The organism is Caballeronia catudaia, from assembly GCF_001544755.2.
Lineage (GTDB): Bacteria > Pseudomonadota > Gammaproteobacteria > Burkholderiales > Burkholderiaceae > Caballeronia > Caballeronia catudaia.
Genome location: NZ_FCOF02000015.1, coordinates 131346 through 150332 on the forward strand (window position 1 = coordinate 131346; position 18987 = coordinate 150332).

18 protein-coding genes and 5 tRNA genes are annotated in these 18987 nt (G+C 63.6%); 6 read left to right on the forward strand and 17 right to left on the reverse strand.

The genetic code is table 11. From position 1 onward, the window contains the following. Positions 1-234: 234 nt before the first annotated feature. Both AWB75_RS18090 and AWB75_RS18095 read right to left on the reverse strand, forming a co-directional pair. Positions 235-1458 carry a pyridoxal phosphate-dependent aminotransferase gene (locus AWB75_RS18090; protein WP_061125499.1) on the reverse strand — a complete coding sequence of 408 codons (1224 nt, stop codon included), beginning with the start codon at positions 1456-1458 and terminating at the stop codon, positions 235-237. Positions 1459-1531: 73 nt separating this feature from the next. After that, a complete protein-coding gene (locus AWB75_RS18095; protein ID WP_061125458.1) occupies positions 1532-2446 on the reverse strand; it encodes a LysR family transcriptional regulator in 915 nt (304 codons plus the stop codon). A gap of 410 nt (positions 2447-2856) precedes the next feature. On the opposite strand from AWB75_RS18095, the gene AWB75_RS18100 reads away from it, so the two are divergent. Both AWB75_RS18100 and AWB75_RS18105 read left to right on the forward strand, forming a co-directional pair. After that, complete coding sequence (locus tag AWB75_RS18100; RefSeq protein WP_061125459.1) at positions 2857-3258, forward strand: transposase; 402 nt, start codon at positions 2857-2859, stop codon at positions 3256-3258. Between the two features lie 246 nt (positions 3259-3504). Beyond that, a complete protein-coding gene (locus tag AWB75_RS18105) occupies positions 3505-3762 on the forward strand; it encodes a hypothetical protein (protein WP_061125460.1) in 258 nt (85 codons plus the stop codon). A 227-nt stretch (positions 3763-3989) separates the two neighbouring features. Here the strand turns inward: AWB75_RS18105 and AWB75_RS18110 are convergent, their stop codons facing one another. Then, the gene (locus AWB75_RS18110) at positions 3990-4301 is read right to left on the reverse strand and encodes a hypothetical protein (RefSeq protein ID WP_061125461.1); all 312 of its coding nucleotides are present in this window, start codon (positions 4299-4301) and stop codon (positions 3990-3992) included. A 397-nt stretch (positions 4302-4698) separates the two neighbouring features. On the opposite strand from AWB75_RS18110, the gene AWB75_RS18115 reads away from it, so the two are divergent. Then, entirely contained in the window at positions 4699-5298 is a 600-nt protein-coding gene (locus AWB75_RS18115; protein ID WP_235012147.1) for a YdcF family protein, read from the forward strand. 268 nt (positions 5299-5566) lie between these two features. Then, entirely contained in the window at positions 5567-5812 is a 246-nt protein-coding gene (locus AWB75_RS18120) for a hypothetical protein (protein ID WP_061125463.1), read from the forward strand. Positions 5813-5934: 122 nt separating this feature from the next. Here the strand turns inward: AWB75_RS18120 and AWB75_RS18125 are convergent, their stop codons facing one another. After that, a complete protein-coding gene (locus AWB75_RS18125) occupies positions 5935-6351 on the reverse strand; it encodes a gamma-glutamylcyclotransferase family protein (RefSeq protein WP_061125464.1) in 417 nt (138 codons plus the stop codon). Positions 6352-6500: 149 nt separating this feature from the next. On the opposite strand from AWB75_RS18125, the gene AWB75_RS18130 reads away from it, so the two are divergent. After that, a complete protein-coding gene (locus tag AWB75_RS18130) occupies positions 6501-7343 on the forward strand; it encodes an AraC family transcriptional regulator (protein ID WP_061125500.1) in 843 nt (280 codons plus the stop codon). Between the two features lie 19 nt (positions 7344-7362). Here AWB75_RS18130 and AWB75_RS18135 read toward each other — a convergent pair whose 3' ends face one another. The 7 genes from AWB75_RS18135 to gltX all read right to left on the reverse strand — a co-directional run bounded on the left by AWB75_RS18135 (position 7363) and on the right by gltX (position 10364). Further along, positions 7363-7827 (reverse strand): GNAT family N-acetyltransferase, encoded by a 465-nt coding sequence (locus tag AWB75_RS18135; RefSeq protein ID WP_061125465.1) that lies wholly within the window; start codon positions 7825-7827, stop codon positions 7363-7365. A 182-nt stretch (positions 7828-8009) separates the two neighbouring features. Continuing rightward, a tRNA-Asp gene (locus AWB75_RS18140) sits at positions 8010-8086 on the reverse strand. A gap of 70 nt (positions 8087-8156) precedes the next feature. Then, positions 8157-8232 (reverse strand) — tRNA-Glu (locus AWB75_RS18145). Positions 8233-8327: 95 nt separating this feature from the next. Continuing rightward, positions 8328-8404: transfer RNA gene (locus AWB75_RS18150), tRNA-Asp, on the reverse strand. A gap of 70 nt (positions 8405-8474) precedes the next feature. Next, a tRNA-Glu gene (locus AWB75_RS18155) sits at positions 8475-8550 on the reverse strand. A 166-nt stretch (positions 8551-8716) separates the two neighbouring features. Continuing rightward, positions 8717-8792: transfer RNA gene (locus AWB75_RS18160), tRNA-Ala, on the reverse strand. A gap of 162 nt (positions 8793-8954) precedes the next feature. Continuing rightward, positions 8955-10364 carry a glutamate--tRNA ligase gene (gltX, locus tag AWB75_RS18165; RefSeq protein WP_061125466.1) on the reverse strand — a complete coding sequence of 470 codons (1410 nt, stop codon included), beginning with the start codon at positions 10362-10364 and terminating at the stop codon, positions 8955-8957. Between the two features lie 218 nt (positions 10365-10582). On the opposite strand from gltX, the gene AWB75_RS18170 reads away from it, so the two are divergent. Continuing rightward, entirely contained in the window at positions 10583-11524 is a 942-nt protein-coding gene (locus tag AWB75_RS18170) for a patatin-like phospholipase family protein (protein ID WP_061125467.1), read from the forward strand. Between the two features lie 59 nt (positions 11525-11583). Here the strand turns inward: AWB75_RS18170 and AWB75_RS18175 are convergent, their stop codons facing one another. The 6 genes from AWB75_RS18175 to hscA form a co-directional block, all read right to left on the reverse strand. Then, positions 11584-12819: a c-type cytochrome gene (locus AWB75_RS18175; RefSeq protein WP_061125468.1), complete on the reverse strand. Its 1236-nt coding sequence runs from the start codon at positions 12817-12819 to the stop codon at positions 11584-11586. Then, positions 12816-13388: a (2Fe-2S)-binding protein gene (locus AWB75_RS18180; protein ID WP_061125469.1), complete on the reverse strand. Its 573-nt coding sequence runs from the start codon at positions 13386-13388 to the stop codon at positions 12816-12818. The genes AWB75_RS18175 and AWB75_RS18180 overlap by 4 nt, the downstream gene beginning before the upstream one ends. Continuing rightward, positions 13385-16201 carry a xanthine dehydrogenase family protein molybdopterin-binding subunit gene (locus AWB75_RS18185; protein ID WP_061125470.1) on the reverse strand — a complete coding sequence of 939 codons (2817 nt, stop codon included), beginning with the start codon at positions 16199-16201 and terminating at the stop codon, positions 13385-13387. Before AWB75_RS18185 ends, AWB75_RS18180 begins: the two co-directional genes overlap by 4 nt. 322 nt (positions 16202-16523) lie before the next feature. After that, entirely contained in the window at positions 16524-16721 is a 198-nt protein-coding gene (gene iscX, locus AWB75_RS18190; protein WP_061125471.1) for a Fe-S cluster assembly protein IscX, read from the reverse strand. A 14-nt stretch (positions 16722-16735) separates the two neighbouring features. Continuing rightward, entirely contained in the window at positions 16736-17077 is a 342-nt protein-coding gene (fdx, locus tag AWB75_RS18195; RefSeq protein WP_061125472.1) for an ISC system 2Fe-2S type ferredoxin, read from the reverse strand. A 26-nt stretch (positions 17078-17103) separates the two neighbouring features. Then, a complete protein-coding gene (hscA, locus tag AWB75_RS18200) occupies positions 17104-18969 on the reverse strand; it encodes a Fe-S protein assembly chaperone HscA (protein WP_061125473.1) in 1866 nt (621 codons plus the stop codon). Between the last annotated feature and the right edge of the window lie 18 nt (positions 18970-18987).

Below are 18987 nucleotides of genomic sequence, written 5' to 3' on the forward strand. Positions count from 1 at the left end.
CAGAGTTTCAAGACGCGCTCGCCCGATTGTAATCGGTCATATTGATTGGGAGCACGCACCGGGGAGAGGCGGTATCGGGCGATCGGTGAGCGAACGCCGGGCCATCCCAGCCGGACGAGGTGGCGCTTTCATAGGCGAAAGCGCGTGACTGAGCGCCATATTACGCAAAAACAACCGGTGCGTAAAGGTGATCGATTCATCCGCGCCCGGCTCACTCGACGCCTTTCCTGCCGCTCAGGCAACGCCGCGCGCCGCCAGGAAGCGCTGCAGACGCTCGACGCCCGCATCGAGCCGCGCGGGATCGCAGGCATAGCACCAGCGCACGAAACCTTCGCCCTCCGGACCGAACGCGCTGCCCGGCGCGAGCCCGAGGCCGGCTTCGCGCACGAGCGACTTGCACAGTTCGAGACTGTCTTGCGCGCCCGGCAGCGCAAAAAACAGATACATCGCACCGTCGGGCACGCGCACGTCGACGCCCTCGATCGATTGCAAGGCTTTCACCAGATGATCGCGGCTCGCGCGCAGATCGGCGACGAGCGCCTGCGTGAAGCGCTCGCCCTCTTCGACCGCGACGACACCCGCCTGCTGCACGAACGACGGCGCGCACGACGTGTTGTATTCCACGAGCTTGCCGAGATCGTCCATCAACTGCGTCGGCGCGACGATCCAGCCGAGCCGCCAGCCGGTCATCAGCCACGCCTTCGAGAACGAATTTACGGCGATCACGCGCTCGTCGCGCGCCGCGAGATCGAGAAACGATGGCGCCGGCTGGCCGGGCGCGCCATCGCCGTAATAAAGGCGCTCGTAGACTTCGTCCGCGACGATCCAGATGCCGAGACGCCGGCAATGCTCCAGCACGATGCGCTGCTGGTCGCGCGTCATCGTCCAGCCGGTCGGGTTGTTCGGCGAATTGATCATCAGCATGCGCGTGCCCGGCGTGAGCGCGGCGAGCAGGCGCTCGAGATCGAGCGTCCAGCCGTTCGAGCCGTAGCTCAACGCAACCGTGTCGACGCTCGCGCCCAGAATCTTCGGGATCTCGACGAGGTTCGGCCACAGCGGCGTCACCGCCACGACGCGGTCTCCCGCGCCGACGACGAGTTGCGCCGCCAGCATCAGCGCATTCACGCCCGCGCTGGTCACGGCGATGTGCTCGCGCGTCGTCGCGCCGTGCAGCGCGCTCACATAACGGCTGAGCGAATCGCGCAGCGGCGCGATGCCGAGGTTGTGCGTATAGAAGGTGGCGCCGTCGGCGAGCGCGCGGCTCGCGGCATCGCGAACGAACTGCGGCGTCACGCGATCCGACTCGCCGAACCAGAACGGCAGCACGTCGGCAACGCCGAAGCCCGCGTTCGCCACCTCGCGGATCTGCGACGGTCGCAACGCGCGCACGGCATCACGCGCATTTGGCGCGCCGAATCCGTGCGCGCCGCTGACCACCGCTCCCTCTGATTCACTCATCCCCGGCCCCGTCGACTTGTCTAAAAAAAGGAAGTCTAACGCGCGCGCCGCCTTTTCGAGATGCGAAGCCGCATCATCCGAGGTCTTCCGCACGCCTCGGCAGCGATGCGATCAGCGACCACACCGATTCCGCCGCGGGCGACAGTGAACGATCGCGCCGCCGCACGAGTTCGACGGTGCGCTCGGCGCGCGGCTCGAGCGGCAGCGCGACGAGCGACGAGTCCGCCGGAAGCGGCAGCGCGAGCCACGGCAACACGCTCACGCCGACGCCCGCCTCGACGAGCCCGAACACCGTCGCCGAATGCCCGAGCTCTTGAACCACCTGAGCTTCGACGCCGTGCTCCTGCATGACGGCGTCGATGATCGGCCGGCTGCCCGACGCACGATCGAGCATCACGAGGCGCTCGCCGGCGAGCGCCTCCCACGGCACGACGGACTCGCGGCCGAGCGGATGATCGCGCCGCGCGACGAGGCAGAAGGAATCGGTCATCACGGCTTCGCCATGCAATTCATCCGATGAAAACGGGCCGATCACCACACCGAAATCGACTTCGCCGGATTTCACCTTGCGCAGGACATCCGACTGCACGTCATCGCGCAGGCTCAGGGCGATCAGCGGGAACTGCTTCAGACAGGACGCGATGACGCGCGGCATCAGCCGGCACGCGACGGTCGGACTTGCCGCGACGATCACGCGGCCGCGCCGCTGCTGGCTCAGATCGCGCACTTCGCGCAGCGCTTCGTCGAGGTCGGCCAGAAGGCGCGATACGGTGCCGACGAGATTCGCGCCCACGTCGGTCAGTTGAACCTCACGCGTTGTCCGGTCGATCAGCTTGAGACCGATTTCTCCTTCGAGCTCGCGCACGCAACGGCTGACCGCCGACTGCGTGAGGCCGATCTCGTCGCCCGCGCGGCTGAAACTGCGCAGCCTCGATACTTCCGTGAAGACGCGCAGTTGCCGCAGCGTCACATTAAACGGCGCGTTCATTCCGATTCTCATCAACCGCGGTATTTTATGCACATTGTATCGGGCATTGATCGGACTTGAGGCGCGAACGTACGTTTCGCTGCAGTGCAGCAGATTGCGCAAACGCACGTCAGATGGGCCTATTGCACTTGATTGGTGATTGTCCCGATTTCTTAATCAGTCTGTTTCGGGTCTGATACGGGCCATGCTGGCATCGCGTCAGCCTACTGCCATGCGGGTTTCCCGGATTTCGCGACATGCATGGCACGGTTCTCGCATTTCCTTGCGCACAGAAGTCGGAGTCAACGCGGTCACATCGAAACATCGTCCGCCGCTACCGCTCCGGCCTTCCCTGGTATTCGTTCAACGGATTCCGACCAGAGTGCGCGGCGCGGGGCAGCGCACCGGGGTTAGCTTCGCTGAGGTGAGATATGGTGCTGTTCGACGATTTGAGAGATAACGAGTGGGCGCTGGTTGAGGCACTGTTCTGTGCCGAGCCGGCGCGTAGTGAACGGCGCGGGCGTCCGCGCGTCGAGGCGCGAGCCGTGGTCAACGCGGTCTTGTGGGTATTGTCGACGGGCGAAGGCTGGTCGAAGCTGCCGGGACGATATCCATCGCCGCCGACCTGCCGTCGCCGCTTCGACGAATGGCAGGCGGACGGCACGCTGGCCGAGATCGTGAAGCGCCTTTCCGGCAACGGCCGGGAGGTGTCGCTGCGCGGACGTATCGGATCGAGCGCCGCGAAGCCGCCCGCGCCGCCGAGCCGCGACCGCTTGCGTGGCGCGTTCTGGACCAACCCGGAATCGTGGCGCGCGCCGGCCAAGATGGCCTGAGCGACTTCAATTGCACCGAAGCCGGCGATCGCCGGTTTCGTTCGGCATTCCCCCTCTCGCGCGAGTCGCAGCTTGCGCGATTCTCAGTTTCTTCCTAATGTGATGGGCCCGATTTCGCGTAACACGGCGAAGCACGGCGCGTCGCGGACGAAACAACTCTTTACTATTCCTTACAGCGCGGTCGTGGATCGAAGCTTAGCTTGGTGATGATCGAACAAGCCTCACGAAGGCTTCGAGGATTTCGCCATGAAGGCTTCGATACTGCTCGTCAGTGGCGCGTTCGCCGCGCTCACGAGCACCGCGGCGATGAGCCAGGCCCAGCCGCCGCCTCCGGCATCCGATTTTCATGTGAGTACGAAGGCGTCGATGGGCGCATCGCACAATGCCGGCCGTAATCGTGATGCGGCGCCGCCTGCCCCGCGTGGCGATCTGCGCGGCGACATTGCGAGCAACGTGCGCGCACGTCCGGATTCGGAGCGCGACGCGCGCTCCCGGCATCATTGAGCGCGCTGGCACGATTGCGTACATTACACGGAACCACTGCGGCGCATGTCAGTCACACCCTATGCCATGAGCACAGCATGGCAACAGTGAGATCCGGTCTGCCCGTGTCCTTCGCGATACGGGCTTTTTTTTTGATTTGCAGCTATGCAGGCCGTCTGTCGGCATCTTTCGTCCGACGACGACGCTCCCTCGACTTGAACGTCGACCATCAACCGGACCCGGCAGTGTCAGACTCGCGCCTCCAGCACCGCTTCCTGACCGCCAAAGGTGTAGCGCTCCGCACGGCGCAAGTCCCAGTCGGTGGAGCGCTCGTCGCGGGAGAGTCGCGAGAATTCCTGCTTGCCACGTTCGGTGACCACCGCGATATCGACCGGTGCATGAAATCCGGGCGCGGGCGCCACGGTACGTTGCCGGGCGAGCTCGAGCAGTCCGAGCGCGCGCAAGAGGTCGAAGACATTGGGGCGTTTCGCCCAGGGAACCTGACGATACTGCGCTCGGCGAAGTGCTTCGAGTACAACTTCGTTGGAATACGTGGTCATCTCGTTCTTTCTTCCTGTGCAGCCATGACGACGCTCGTGACGGTCGCAAGACGGTCCGCGACGTCGACTAAACGCGACGCGCCGAATTTCGTCTGCGAGGCGAACTCATGGCCTGCAGTCGAATGTTTGGCCGCCGCTTGCGTTAGGTGCTGCTTTCTATTACAAGCCCCCGTTGACAGCGCGCTGATCACGCGCTTTGCTGCGACACCCCGCCGATGCGTTCCGAAGCACGCGATGACGGAACGAATTGCCCTAAAACCAATACGTTACCCCAATCAAATTGGTTTCATTCACTTTATTGCTGCTTTTTTTTGCACTATTTGCGCTGTGGCGACGACGCCGCGCACAGATTGCCATCGTCTTTGTGGCGCTCGCATGGGCCTTCGGCTCGGGCTGGTTGACGAACCCTCTGCTCGATCTCGCCCAGCGCGGTTATCGTCATACGGACGTGCCGGCGTTCGCGCCGAAGACGACGATCGTGCTGATGGGCGCCGGCACCGCGCGCCATGCCTCGGGGCTCGTTCCGAAGTCCGATGCGATGCCGCGCATCGCCGCCGTGGCGACGCTTTATCGGCAGTGCCGTGAAACCGGCGCATCGTGCAAGGTGATCCTGAGCGGCGGCGATCCGCAGAATCACGGGCAGGCTGAAGCCGACAATTACGCACCTTACGTGCTCGCACTGGGTGTCGCGTCGGGCGATCTCGTACGCGAGAATCGTAGCCTCAATACTTACCAAAACGCGCGCAACGTCGCCGATATTGTGGGCCCTTCACATGACAACCGTTTGATCGTCGTGACATCCGCGTATCACATGCGGCGCTCGCTGCGTGCATTCGAGGCATTCGGTTATACGCCCGTGCCATACGTGTCGGACGTGCGCCACAACAGCGTCACACTCTTGCCGCGCAGACGAGGCTTTGCGAACAGCGAGCTCGCGATGCACGAGCTCGTCGGACTTGCGCGCTTCGATGTGTATCGCTGGCTGCACCTCTATTGAAGCAGCCTCGGTCGAAGAAGCGCAATGCTAAGCACTCTGAAGTAACCCGAAGCATTGAGCATGATCACGAATGGCTGTGGTTTCAGATGAACGCACGACACACCGCTGCCCGATTCCGGGCTTATGATTGAGAGTGTCTGATCGTCACGCGCGGAAATCGCGCTGACGGCTCGCGCAACAGCGGGAGCGATTCTTGCTCAGGCTGCATGCGTCGTTCCACCGGATCGGACGGGCGATTCCCGGGTTCAACTGCTATTAGGAGGTAACAATGAAGAAAGTGTCCCTGGCTGTTCTTTTGTCCTTGAGCGCGGTCGCATCGGGCGCCTACGCCCAGAGCGATCAGGGCGTGACGATGAGCACCGATCCCTCCAAGATCGCCGACATCGAATCGCGCGCGCAAACCCTGCAAACGCAACAGGACAACGCGCAAAGCATGCCCACGCAGACGCCTTCTCACAAATCGATGCATCACAAGAAGCCGCATAGCAAGCCGATGTCCGGTTCGAGCCAATAAGCCGACATTCGCTGTTACTGCTGTTCGTGCTCAGGCACGGGGTCATTCACGCCGCCTTGGAGTCGACGCATCGGCTTCAAGGCGGCGCGAGCATTTTCTGAAGGCGGGGAGCGCTCTCGACGTCATGCGCGCGTTGCGCGATGCGTCACCCAATCGCCGCTTTCGATGCGCGGCAAGCCGCAAACGGCCGCCGCGGCAACCGGATAAATCAGGCAGTCGATCCGGTCTTTCCTCCCCTCGATCTCCACCTCGACATGCAGGCGATGCGCGCGGAATAACCCTTCCACGCCCGGATACACGTCTTCGATCTCATCGAGGACGGGCACGAGCGCGTCTTCTATCCGATAGACGTCGCCGCGGATCGGCACACCCTCCTCGTCGATCACGAGTCCCGGATAGGTACCGAAGTCGAAGAGCCGCCCCCGAACATGCGCGGCGCCGATCCAGTCGGGCGTAGCTATGGCGTGCCGCTCGGCCGCGTGGCGGATATCGTTGACCTCTCCCGCTCGCAGCGTGCCGTAGACAAAAACGTATTGCATCGAAAAACGCGCTCCTGTTGACCAAAAGTGCATGAAGGGCATTATGCGCTGCGCTAAATTCCTGGCGCCATGTCGCCGCGCGCCTAGGCTCGCGCTTTCGGCTACCATCGGCGCGTGGTGACGCATCAAACCCATCGACCCGAATGAATATGTCTACCTTTGTCGAATCGAGATCGTCGAGCGAGGAAGTCGAGCATCTCGACATTCCTATCGAGCATTCGCCGACGTTCGATCACCCGATTCGCGTGCGGTCGCGGCCGGTGCCGTACGGCGTGCGGATCGCGCTGCATACGCATCCGTGGGCGCAGGTCGCCTATACGTCGCGTGGCGTGCTGCGTGTTGCGACCGTCGATTCGACGTGGATGGTGCCGCCCTCGCGCGCAATCTGGGTGCCGCCCAATGTCACGCACGAGGTCGTGATCGTCGAGGACGCCTATCTCCGCACGCTTTACGTCGATGCGAGCGTCGTACCGGCAGGCCTTGGCGCGTGCCGGGTCGTCGAAGTGTCGCCGCTCCTGCGCGAGGTGATCGCCGCGCTCGACGAAGAATCGATCTCCCGACATCGCGAACGGCTGCTGGGCACGCTCGCACTCGATGAAATCATCCGCTCGCAACCGCTGCCGCTATCCGTGCCGATGCCCAATGAGAAGCGCCTGCGCGCGTTGTGCAACGCGGTGCTCGCCGATCCGTCGCATTCCGATCTGGAGCGATGGTCCTCGGAAGCCGGCGCGAGTACGCGAACTATCGCACGGCTCTTTCGGCGTGAACTGGGCGTGAGTTTTTCGCAATGGCGCCAGCAGGCGGTGCTGGCGCGCGCCATTCCCTTGCTGAGCCAAGGCCGTCCGCTCGCGCAAGTAGCGCACGAACTGGGATATCAGAGCCAAAGCGCCTTCTCCGCGATGTTCCGCCGCGCGTTCGGCGAAAGCCCGCGTGCATTCTTTGCACGCGACAGCGGCGACAACCGCGACGGACGTGATGCCGATGGCGCATAGCGCGCGCGATGCGCTTCCCTCAGACGCGCCGGACCATGTGACGGATCGCGCCGAGCTGAGCGAGACGCGGCCCGGCCGGCCGGTAGCCGAGACGCATGTAGAGACGCGCCGCCGGATTATCGACGAACACGCGCAACTGACATTCGGCCAGCCCGCGGGCCCTTGCCCAGCGATGCGCGGTATTGAGCAGGAACGTGCCCGCCCCGCGTCCGCGAAAACCTTGCGCGATCTGCACGTCGCGAATATGCAGCGAATTGTCTTCCTCGGTGACGCGCATCACGCCGATCGGCATGCCGTCGGCCTCGAGGATGAAATTTTCGGATTCGCGCCAGCTGCAGAGAAAGAGATCGCCGCGCCAGACGAGATTGTGACGCCGGTAGTAACCGACCATATTGTCGTGCGTGAGCGCTTCGGCGAAGGCGAAGTCCGCCATGGCCGCCTGGCGCAATTGATAGAGCGAGAGATCTTCGGTCGGGTCGAGCATCGCACGGGCACGAGAACAAGTGCCTAAACACTAAGGCAGCGCGCGCGGGCTGGCAATGGCCTTTGTGACCGCATGTGGATGGGATGTGTACGAAAGGAAGTTCGTCCGGCGATAGGACAATGAGTCGAAAATGGACGGGACAAAAAAAATCCAGCCCGAAGGCTGGATTTTTCACAACATTGTGGCGGAGCGGACGGGACTCGAACCCGCGACCCCCGGCGTGACAGGCCGGTATTCTAACCAACTGAACTACCGCTCCACTTCTTTTCACCGGTCCGCAATGTCGTTTGCGAACCTTGCAGTGCTTTAACTAGCAGCCGCCGATGTTCTGGCGTCCCCTAGGGGATTCGAACCCCTGTACTCACCGTGAAAGGGTGATGTCCTAGGCCTCTAGACGAAGGGGACTTCAACTTCAATCCAACCTGCAACCCAGCCGCGGCGAAAAAAAACCGGCTCTCAGTAGCCGGAGTGTTCCTGCTCGCACTTCCAGTTGCAAGTGTTGGCGGAGCGGACGGGGCTCGAACCCGCGACCCCCGGCGTGACAGGCCGGTATTCTAACCAACTGAACTACCGCTCCACTTCTTTTCACCGGTCCGCAATGTCGTTTGCGAACCTTGCAGCGCTTTTACTAGCAGCCGCCGATGTTTTGGCGTCCCCTAGGGGATTCGAACCCCTGTACTCACCGTGAAAGGGTGATGTCCTAGGCCTCTAGACGAAGGGGACAGAAACTTGTGTATCTGTCTTTAGTGCGAATTCATCGATCTCGCTAACTTACTTGCCGCTGATCAACGAAGACCGAAATTCTATACAACTTTGTGGTGCTTGTGAAGTATGTTTTGCGCCTTCCGAAACTTCCGGAGAACAACTTCGCGCTACTTCATCTGTTCTTTGGTGGAGGTAAGCGGGATCGAACCGCTGACCTCTTGCATGCCATGCAAGCGCTCTCCCAGCTGAGCTATACCCCCTTGCAGAACAGAAACGAGATTGTATAGGGCGTTTTTGCAGTTGTAAATACTGTCTGACGACTGAAGCGAAATTTTCTTGGCTCGCTTCCCGCGATCGCGCGCAATCGGATGACGCGCGGCCTCTTTCGATAGCGATCCGGCGCGTCATCCGTTTCCGCGAAATCAGCTCGCGGCCTTCTCCAGGCGCCGCAACACGGTATCGCGGCCGAACAGCATCAGCACCGCGTCGATCGACGGCGTATGTGTCGTGCCCGCGACCAGCAGGCGTACCGGCATCGCGAGTTGAGGCATCTTGAGCTTGTGCGCGGCAAGCGTCGACTTGAGCGCTGCCGCGATGGCCTCCTTGGTCCATTCCACGCTCGCGAGCGCCGTACGCAACTCCGCGATGGCCGGGCGCACGGCATCGGTGACATGCTGCGCGAACGCGTCCGGAGCGACGACGGGCTCGCGATAGAACATCGCGGCGTTATCGGCGATTTCCTTCACCGTCGATGCGCGATCCTTCAGCAGCCCGATCACCTGATCGAGCGGCGCGCCGCCATCGATCGCTGCGGCGTCGATGCCCGCCTGCGCGAGGAAAGGCTTCGTCAGCGCCGCGAGCCGTCCGTTGTCCGCTTCCTTGATGTAATGCGCGTTCAGCCAGTTGAGCTTGTCGTGGTCGTACTGCGCCGGCGACTTGCCGAGATGCTCGAGATCGAACCATTCGACGAACTGCTCGCGCGAGAAAATCTCCGCGTCGCCATGCGACCAGCCGAGCCGCGCGAGATAGTTCACCACCGCTTCGGGCAGAAAGCCGTTGTCGCGATACCCCGTCACGCTCATCGCGCCGTGACGCTTGCTCATCTTCTCGCCCTGCTCGTTCAGCACCGTCGGCAAATGCGCGTAGACCGGCACCTCCCCGCCCAGCGCGCGCAGGATGTTGATCTGGCGCGGCGTGTTGTTCACGTGGTCGTCGCCGCGAATGACGTGCGTGATCTTCATGTCGAGATCGTCGACGACCACGCAGAAGTTATAAGTCGGCGTGCCGTCGGGACGGGCGATCACGAGATCGTCGAGTTCTTCGTTCGATATTTCGATACGGCCTTTCACCGCGTCGTCCCACGCGACCGCGCCCGTCAGCGGATTGCGAAAGCGCACGACGGGCGCAACGCCTTCCGGAACCGGCGGCAGCACCTTGCCCGGCTCGGGGCGCCACGTGCCGTCGTAGCGCGGCTTCTCGCCCGCGGCGCGCTGACGCTCGCGCAAAGCGTCCAGTTCTTCCGTCGACATGTAGCAGTGGTAGGCGAGACCCTTCTCCATCATCTGCGCGACGACCTCGCGATAACGGTCCATGCGCTGCATCTGATAGAACGGGCCTTCGTCGAAATCGAGGCCGAGCCACGCCATGCCTTCGAGAATCGCATCCACCGATGCATCGGTGGAACGCTCGAGATCGGTATCCTCGATGCGCAGCACGAAAGTGCCCTTCATCTTGCGCGCGAACGCCCACGGATAGAGCGCGGAGCGGATGTTGCCGAGATGGATGAAGCCGGTCGGGCTCGGTGCGAAGCGTGTACGGACTTGGGTGGTCATTGCTGTTTGCTCGATGGAGGGCGGCGCGCGCTCACTTGCTGGAATCGCGCTCGAAGTCCGCTCAAAATGAGACGAAATTATACTCGCCACCCGCTTTGTGTCGGCCGGGGCGCCTTTTGTTTTATGATGTGCGCGCTTTTCCCGATCTCCCGGAACGCCCGCCTGCAAAGCCCGCACGGACAGGCCGACCGGGGTCCGCTGCATCGCCGGAGCACATCTTGAGTTCATCGTCACCCCGTCTTTCGCGCCGCGCCTTTTCGCTCGCGGCCGCATCGTCCGTTCTCGCCGCCTGCACGACCACGCGCGGAGGCGTCTCGGGCGACACCGCATCCGGCACGCCGGCCGCGCCGCCAAAGAGCGAACCGCAGCGTCCGCCGCGCATCGGGCTCGCGCTCGGCGGCGGCGCCGCGCGCGGCTTCGCGCATATCGGCGTGATCAAGGCGCTGGAGGCGCGCAACGTGCAAGTCGATCTGGTCGCGGGCACGAGCGCGGGCTCGGTCATCGCGGCGCTGTACGCGTCGGGGATGAACGGCATCGCTATCAACAAGCTCGCTTTGACGATGGATGAAGCATCGATCAGCGACTGGGCAATGCCCTTTCGCGCGCGCGGGATTCTGCAGGGCGTGGCGCTTCAGAACTACCTGAACAAGACGCTCGACAACCGTCCGATCGAGAAGATGGCGAAGCCGCTCGGCATCGTCGCCACCGATCTGAAAAGCGGCCAGCCGATTCTCTTTCAGCGCGGCAACACGGGCGTCGCGGTGCGGGCGTCGTGCAGCGTGCCGTCGATCTTCGAGCCGGTGAAGATCGGCGGCCGCGAATATGTCGACGGCGGTCTCGTGAGTCCGGTGCCGGCGGCGTTCGCGCACAAGATGGGCGCCGACTTCGTGATCGCGGTCGATATCTCGGCGCGCCCGGAAAGCGGGCTCACGTCCAGTTCGTTCGATGTGCTGATGCAGACGTTCACGATCATGGGTCAGACCATCAAGGCCTACGAGCTCGACAAATACGCGAACGCGGTGATCCGCCCGAATCTCGCCGCAATGAGCAGCAGCGATTTCAGTCAGCGCAACGCATCGATTCTTGCGGGCGAGGAAGCGGTCGCGAAGATGTGGCCGACGCTGCAACGTCAACTGGCGGAAAGCGGCGCACGGGTCTGATCCTTTTGCTGCTTCGAATAACGACGAGGCCACGCAGGATTGCGTGGCCTCGATCGTTTCTAGCGCAGCGACTTCACCTTGTCGGCGGTCACGTCGGCGGGCTGCCCGCCCCACCTCGAGCGCAGGTAGTTCGCAAGCTGCGCGATCTGTTCATCGCTGTAGGTGCCCGCGAAACCCGGCATGTGCTGCATGTTCTCGATACCCGGAAAACGCTGCGCCTCGATGCCGTCGAGCATCGACACGATCAGGTTGCGCGGATCTGCCTGGCGCAAGGTCGAGTTGCCGTCCATCGCCACCGCGACGTGCGGCTTGCCCTGACCATCGAAGCCATGACAGCCGGCGCAGGAATCGAGATAAAGGCTGCGGCCCGCCGCGAGTTGCACGGGATCGTCGACCTTCACGGCGACGAGCGGCGCGGGTTTGGGCGGCGCGTCGCCGAGCAGATACGTCGCGAGCGCGCGCGAGTCGTCTTCGCCCAGATGCTGCGTGCTCAGGTACACCACGGGATGCATCTCGCCGAACGCGGAGCCCTGCCTGGCGAAGCCCGTTGCGAAGAACGCCCGGAGGTCCGCGCCCGTCCAGCCGCGCGCGGCCAGCGCGGCGGGCGTGATGTCCGGCGCGCCGATGCGGCCGAGTTCGCCGCCCTGCAAGGTCTTCGCGCCCTGCAACTGACCGAACGCGCCGCGTGGCGTATGGCATTCCGCGCAATGCCCCAGCGCGTTGGCGAGATAGCGCCCGCGCGTCCAGTCCGCGGATTGCCCCGACGATGCATCCGGCAGCGCGTCCTTCAGGAACAGCATGTCCCAGAAACGCACGGCGAAGCGCACGTTGTACGGAAACTTCAGATCGGCCGCGACGTTCGGCGCCGCCACGGCTTTTTGCGCCATCAGATAGGTGTAGATCGCGTCGCTGTCCTCGCGCGACATCTGCCGGTACGAGGTATAGGGCATCGCCGGATACAGCTTGTGCTTCGGCGTCACGCCATCGTGCAGCGCGCCGTAGAAATCGTCGGCGCTCCACGTGCCGATGCCGTGCTTCGGATCAGGCGTGATGTTGGTGCCATAGAACGTGCCGAACTGCGATTCGAGTCTCACGCCGCCCGCGAACTGCGCTCCGTTCTGCGCGGTATGGCACGCGGCGCAATCGGCGGCCTGCGCGAGGGAGCGGCCACGCGCGAGTTGTTCGGGCGAGTTTTTCGGCGGTGTCGCGGCGTCGTTCTGACCGCCGCAACCGGCGAGCGCGAAGGAGGCGGCGGCGAGCGGCGCAAGGAAGCGCTTGAGGATCGATCTCGTCATACCGCGTCCTTCACGAGTCCGGGCGTGGCAAGCACGAGATCCTTCACCGCTTCGTAGTAGCGCACGTAGCCGGTGCAGCGGCAGATGTGCTCGTTGAGCGCGTCCATGATCGTCGCCTCGATCCGGTCCTTCGTGATCGGATCGCGCTTCAGCTTTTCGATCAGCACCGTCGTCGCGTTGACGAAGCCCGGCGTGCAATAGCCGCACTGGAAGCTGAAGTGCTCCAGAAATTTCTGCTGCACCGGCGACATTTCGACGACCTCGCCCTGCTCGTTGCGCTTCGCATGTCCTTCGACGGTGCGCACAGTCTTGCCGTCGAAGACATGTGCGCCGTTGATGCACGTGCGCACTTCCTCGCTCGTGCCGTCGGGTTTGTCGACGATCACGACGCATGCGTGGCAGATGCCCTGCCCGCAGCCGAGACGCGAACCGGTGAGGCCGAGATATTCGTGCAGAAAATCGATCATCGGCAGACCGGCGGGCACCTGCATCGGCCCGATCTTCGCGCCGTTGATCGTCATCGAGAGCGCGCGCGATTCGATGCCCGCGGCGGATTGGGTGGCCGTCATGCGAGCACCTCCTGAATGTTTTTCGGCGTCACCGGCAGATCTGTGAAGCGATGTCCGATCGCATGCGCGATCGCGTTGACGATGGCCCCGACGACGGGAATCATCACCACTTCGGCGATGCCCTTCGGCGGATCGGTTTCGGTGAGCGGCGGCAGGACTTCGCTGGTCTGCGCCCACACCGCGACGTCGCTCGCGAGCGGCAGGTGATAGCGGTTGAAGTTCCACGTCCCGTTGCCCGGGCCGTCTTCGTAGAGCGGCAGATACTCATGCAACGCGTGACCGATGCCCATCGCGATGCCGCCCTGCACCTGACCCGACACGAGCGCGGGCGAAATCTGATTCCCGCATTCGAAGATCGAGTGATGCGAAAGCAGTTCGACCTTGCCGCTCGCTTCGTCGATGGCGAGCTCGACGAGCGTGCCCAACGCGCTGTAGTACGTGACTGCCGCGTTGTTGCGGCTCACCGGCGCGATGAACACCTTTTTGCGATCGAGCACCGTGTAGCCGTTCGGCGTGACCCTGCCGTTCTTGCCCGCGTCCAGTCGCACCGAAAGACCGTCGATGGGCAGACGTTCCGCGCTGCCGGCGATATCGAACAGCGCCTCGCTCCACTGCCAGCGGTTGAACGTGTGCACCGTCGCGCCGGTGACGAGTCCGAGCTCGTGCGCTTTCTTCGCGAGCTGTTCGAAGGGCAACGGCGCCATGCCGCCGGCGGAGAGCGTGCCGTCGATCCAGCGTGCATCCTCGATGCGCACGACGAACGACGTCGCCTGGCCACCGCCGATCCCTTGCCCCCAGATCGCCATCGCGGCCGGCCAGAGGCCCTGGCGGAACACGACGCGCGCCGCTTCACGCGTGGCGTGCGTGTAGTAGTAAGCCGAGTTCGTCGCGCTGGCGGGCGATGCGTAGGCCGGCGACCAGCGCGGATTCGCGCTCAGACAATCCTGCTCGGCCTGCGACATGATGTACGGATCGCCGCTCGATACGACCGGCAGATCGGACCAGTCGGTGATCGCCATGTGGACGTCGACGGCCGGCTTGCCCAGCCACTTCGCGACCGCGAGCGCCTGCGACGTCGATGAACCCGTGCCGATTTCCGCACCCGAATGGAACAGCGAGATACGGCCGTCCGCCCCGAATTCGACCCTGGCGAACGCGCTCTCCGCGCCCGTGCCGAAATCCTTCTGCGTGCACGAGAAACCCACGCCATGACGCTTGCCTGGGTGCGCGGCCTCGTATTCGGCCTTGCGCTTGGCACGCTCCGTCCACAAGGGATGAGTCTGCGCTTTCTTCAGCACTTCCTCGGCGCGCAGCACGCCGGCGGGAATCGCGCCTTGCGTGTTCTTCATGCCGGTGCGGAACACGTTCTTCAGACGCAATTCGATAGGATCGATATCGAGCTGCTCCGCGATATCGTCGATCATCATTTCGGTGGCGGCCATGCTTTGCAGCGTGCCGTAGCCGCGCGCCGAGCCCGCGTCGACCGCGCGCGAGGCCGTGGCGACCGCGGTCAGATCGCTCTGCGGGATGTAGTAGATCGATTGCGCCGCAGTGGCGCCGACCATCGCGACCGAGGGCGAGAAGTTGCAGCGGCCGCCGCCGTTCGCTTCGAAATCGCCCTTGAATGCGCGAATCAGGCCGGTCTTCTTATCGATCGCCATGCGATAGCGCATGTCGAACGCGTGACGCTTGATCGATGTCTGGAACTGCTCGAAGCGGTCGTTGGCGAGCCGCACCGGGCGGCCATCGCCGTACATCGCCGCGACGAGGCCGTAGAACGGCATGTTGTAGTGGTCCTTCGAACCGTAGCCGACCGTATAGCACGGATGCAGGAACAGCTTCTTCACCGGGAAGTGCGACTTCGACGTCATTTCGATGACGCTCTGCGTCACTTCGGTCGGGCCCTGCGTCGGGATGACCATGTGCAGCGATTGCGTCGCCGCGTCGTACCAGCAGTTCGCGTTGTCCGGCTCGAGCGCGGCGGTATCGACGGATTGCGTGCGATAGCGGCGATCGACGACGAGCCAGTCTTCCGATGGCCGTTCGAGCGCATTCGCGATCTGCTCTGCGTGGAACGCGCCCTGCTCGTCGAGCTTGCCGTGCTCGTTGGCATCGGCCCAGACCGGCTCGCGCTTTTTCATCATGTGCGGGAAGAGCGGCGTGTCCTTCAGGCTCGAGAACGTGTCGTCGTCGTAAGGCGTCTTGCCGCCGACGCGCACGAAGCGGAACGCAGCCCACGGATCGCGTTCTAGCGGTCCGGTCGTCGCGCCGTAGCGGATCACGCCGTCGCGGAACTGGAGCTTTTCCTTCGCAAAGCGAAAGCGCGCGAAGTCGTGGTACATCAGCATTGCGACGGCCTGCCCGAGATACGCGGGCGTCTTGCCCGTGGGCAGGAGCATGTCGTCGCCGTAGAAGGCAGGGAACGCGAGCCGGTCGCGCGCGAGGATATCGGCGGTGACGACGCCATCCGGCGCGAGTCCGGCCGCGTCGAGCACGGACAGATCGAAGCCTTCGTAGATGCGGTCCGCGAGCGTCGTGCGCAGAATCAGCGCGTGCGACTGCTCCCTGGGCCAATGCGGCATGTCGGATGCGCGGATGTCGCGCGCGAACACCTTGGCGCCCGTCACCTTCGAGATGCCGTCGATGCGGAATCGCGCGTCGCCGTTCTTCGCATCCCACTGAACGGGCGTCAGTATCTTCTCTTCGAACAACGCGGCGAACGCACGGCTGCCGAGCGGCGCGACGAACACCGACACGCCAGCGAGCGCGCCCGCTTTCAGAAAGCCGCGCCGGGACAGGCCGGGTCTCCCCATGAATTTCTCCTCAAGTGATCGCCCGAAGGCCGCCTGCGCGCGACTCGGCCTCACGTCGCCCGAACGCGAACGCGAGATTGATTTGCAATGCAAAATAGTGTTGCGGGTGCCGGGTCGGCTATCGCGCAACGAATGGATGCCTGGCACTTCGTTGCCAAGATGCAGCGGGCGCGATTCTAAGTGCGGGACACTTCGACAACAACGCTCAGGGCGTCAAGTTTCGTCAAACTGAAAACGATGACAGAGGCGCCAAAATGCAAAACGGCGGCTTCTTGCGAAGCCGCCGTTTCTGAGCAGGCGCTGCAAATCCGCGATCGACGGATCAATAATCCGCGTCCTCGATCCAGGCCGCCTGGATCGCCTCGAGAATCTTCTCGTTGGACTTTTCCGGATCGTCGTCGAATCCGTCGAGCTCCGTCACCCAGCGATGCAGGTCGGTGAAACGCACATATTGGGGATCGATATCCTGATGCGCGTCGGTGAGTGCCATCGCGATATCTTGAGTATCCGTCCACTTCATGGCGATTGCTCCTGTCAGTGATTTTCTTTGGCGTGATTGATGGAGTACCGCGGGATCTCGACCACCAGATCCTCGTCGGCAGGCACCATTGCCTGACATGATAACCGCGATGTCGGTTCGAGACCCCACGCTTTGTCGAGCAGATCGTCCTCGTCCTCTTCGGACGGCTCGAGCGCGTTGAAGCCTTCCCGGATGATGACGTGACACGTCGTGCACGCGCACGATTTCTCGCAGGCGTGCTCGATCTCGATGCCGTGGTCCAGCAGGTTGTCGCAGATGCTCTTGCCGAGATCGGCGTCGATCACCGCACCGTCCGGGCACAGCTCCACGTGAGGCAGCACAACGATTTGAGGCATGTTTCGTGATTCTCGAATGAGGTGATTTAGACGTCGTCGAGCTTGCGGCCCGCGAGGGCGCGGCGAATGCTCTTGTTCATGCGGCGCGCGGCGAATTCATCGGTGCCGGTGGCGAGCGTCTTGGTGGCGTCTTCGATCTTTTCGACCGAATCGCCGTTCGCGATCGCCGCGAGTTCGGCCACGAGCGTCTGGATCTGCGCGCGCTCTTCGTCGTCGAGCAACTCGCCATCGGTTTCGAGGGCGGCGTGCGTCGCCTCGATGAGACGCTGCGCTTCCACCTGCGCTTCGCGCAATGCACGCGCGCGCATGTCGGTTTCCGCCGTCTTGAAGCTTTCTTCGAGCATGCGCGCGACTTCGTCGTCCGCGAGTCCGTACGACGGCTTCACGACCACCGACGCCTCGACGCCCGAGATCTGCTCGCGCGCGAACACGGAAAGCAGCCCGTCCGCGTCGACCTGATAGGTCACACGGATGCGCGCCGCACCCGCCGCCATCGGCGGAATGCCGCGCAATTCGAAGCGTGCCAGCGAGCGGCAGTCGGAGACCAGCTCGCGCTCGCCCTGGACGATGTGAATCGCCATCGCGGTCTGGCCGTCCTTGAACGTCGTGAAGTCCTGCGCGCGCGCGGTCGGGATCGTCGAATTGCGCGGGATGATCTTTTCGGTGAGGCCGCCCATCGTCTCGACGCCGAGCGACAGCGGAATCACGTCGAGCAACAGCCAGTCGTCGCCTTCGCCGCGACGGTTGCCGGCGAGCAGATCGGCCTGGATCGCGGCGCCGAGCGCGACGACCTGATCAGGATCGAGATTGACGAGCGGCGGCTGACCGAAAAAGCCCTCGACCGCGCGGCGGATCACCGGCATGCGCGTAGCTCCGCCGACCAGCACGACGCCTTTGATATCTTTCGGCGCAACCTTCGCGTCGCGCAGCGCCTTCTTCGTCGGCGTGAGCGTGCGCGTGACCAGCGCTTCGGTCAGCTCGGCGAATTGCGCTTCGGTCACGGCGACGTCGATCTCGACGCCCGTCGCGAGCGTGGCCTGCACGCGCGTTTCGGGCGCGGAGGACAACGCTTCCTTCGCGGTGCGCACCCGATCGAGCATGAGACGCACGTCTTCCGGCGCCTCGATCACGACGCCCGCCTGCTTCACGACATGGCGATACAGCGCGTGATCAAAGTCGTCGCCGCCGAGCGCGGAATCGCCGCCCGCCGCGAGCACTTCGAAGACGCCCTTCGTGAGCTTCAGGATCGACAGATCGAAGGTGCCGCCGCCCAGATCGTAGACGGCGTACAGACCTTCGGCGCCGTTATCGAGGCCGTAGGCGATCGCCGCCGCGGTCGGTTCGTTCAGGAGCCGCAGCACGTTCAGGCCGGCGAGCTGCGCCGCATCTTTCGTTGCCTGGCGCTGCGCCTCGTCGAAATACGCGGGCACCGTGATCACCGCGCCGACGAGATCCTCGCCGAGCGTGTCTTCCGCGCGATAACGCAGCGTCGCGAGAATCTCCGCGGACACCTCGACAGGACTCTTCACGCCGTCGATGGTGCGGATCTGCACCATGCCGGGCGCGTCGATGAAATCGTATGGCGCGTTCTCCGCGCCCTCGACTTCGCTCTTGCCGCGGCCCATGAAGCGCTTCACCGAAACGATCGTGTTGCGCGGGTCTGTGGCCGCTTCTTCCTTCGCGGTCCGGCCGATGCGCCGTCCACCCTTCTCAAGATAGCGCACGACCGACGGCAGCAGCACGTGGCCGTCCTCGTCGGGCAGCGCTTCGGGCACGCTGTTGCGCACGGCCGCGACGAGCGAATTCGTCGTGCCGAGATCGATGCCGACCGCCACGCGCCTTTGGTGCGGCGCCGGCGCCATGCCGGGTTCTGAGATTTGCAGTAAAGCCATCGTTGGTCTTATGGGGTT

Coding starts and splice junctions, on each gene's coding strand:
- AWB75_RS18090 (WP_061125499.1), bottom strand. CDS start 1,458: ATGAGTGAATCAGAGGGAGCGGTGGTCAGCGGCGCGCACGGATTCGGC.
- AWB75_RS18095 (WP_061125458.1), bottom strand. CDS start 2,446: ATGAACGCGCCGTTTAATGTGACGCTGCGGCAACTGCGCGTCTTCACG.
- AWB75_RS18100 (WP_061125459.1), top strand. CDS start 2,857: ATGGTGCTGTTCGACGATTTGAGAGATAACGAGTGGGCGCTGGTTGAG.
- AWB75_RS18105 (WP_061125460.1), top strand. CDS start 3,505: ATGAAGGCTTCGATACTGCTCGTCAGTGGCGCGTTCGCCGCGCTCACG.
- AWB75_RS18110 (WP_061125461.1), bottom strand. CDS start 4,301: ATGACCACGTATTCCAACGAAGTTGTACTCGAAGCACTTCGCCGAGCG.
- AWB75_RS18120 (WP_061125463.1), top strand. CDS start 5,567: ATGAAGAAAGTGTCCCTGGCTGTTCTTTTGTCCTTGAGCGCGGTCGCA.
- AWB75_RS18125 (WP_061125464.1), bottom strand. CDS start 6,351: ATGCAATACGTTTTTGTCTACGGCACGCTGCGAGCGGGAGAGGTCAAC.
- AWB75_RS18130 (WP_061125500.1), top strand. CDS start 6,501: ATGTCTACCTTTGTCGAATCGAGATCGTCGAGCGAGGAAGTCGAGCAT.
- AWB75_RS18135 (WP_061125465.1), bottom strand. CDS start 7,827: ATGCTCGACCCGACCGAAGATCTCTCGCTCTATCAATTGCGCCAGGCG.
- gltX (WP_061125466.1), bottom strand. CDS start 10,364: ATGACCACCCAAGTCCGTACACGCTTCGCACCGAGCCCGACCGGCTTC.
- AWB75_RS18175 (WP_061125468.1), bottom strand. CDS start 12,819: ATGACGAGATCGATCCTCAAGCGCTTCCTTGCGCCGCTCGCCGCCGCC.
- AWB75_RS18180 (WP_061125469.1), bottom strand. CDS start 13,388: ATGACGGCCACCCAATCCGCCGCGGGCATCGAATCGCGCGCGCTCTCG.
- AWB75_RS18185 (WP_061125470.1), bottom strand. CDS start 16,201: ATGGGGAGACCCGGCCTGTCCCGGCGCGGCTTTCTGAAAGCGGGCGCG.
- iscX (WP_061125471.1), bottom strand. CDS start 16,721: ATGAAGTGGACGGATACTCAAGATATCGCGATGGCACTCACCGACGCG.
- fdx (WP_061125472.1), bottom strand. CDS start 17,077: ATGCCTCAAATCGTTGTGCTGCCTCACGTGGAGCTGTGCCCGGACGGT.
- hscA (WP_061125473.1), bottom strand. CDS start 18,969: ATGGCTTTACTGCAAATCTCAGAACCCGGCATGGCGCCGGCGCCGCAC.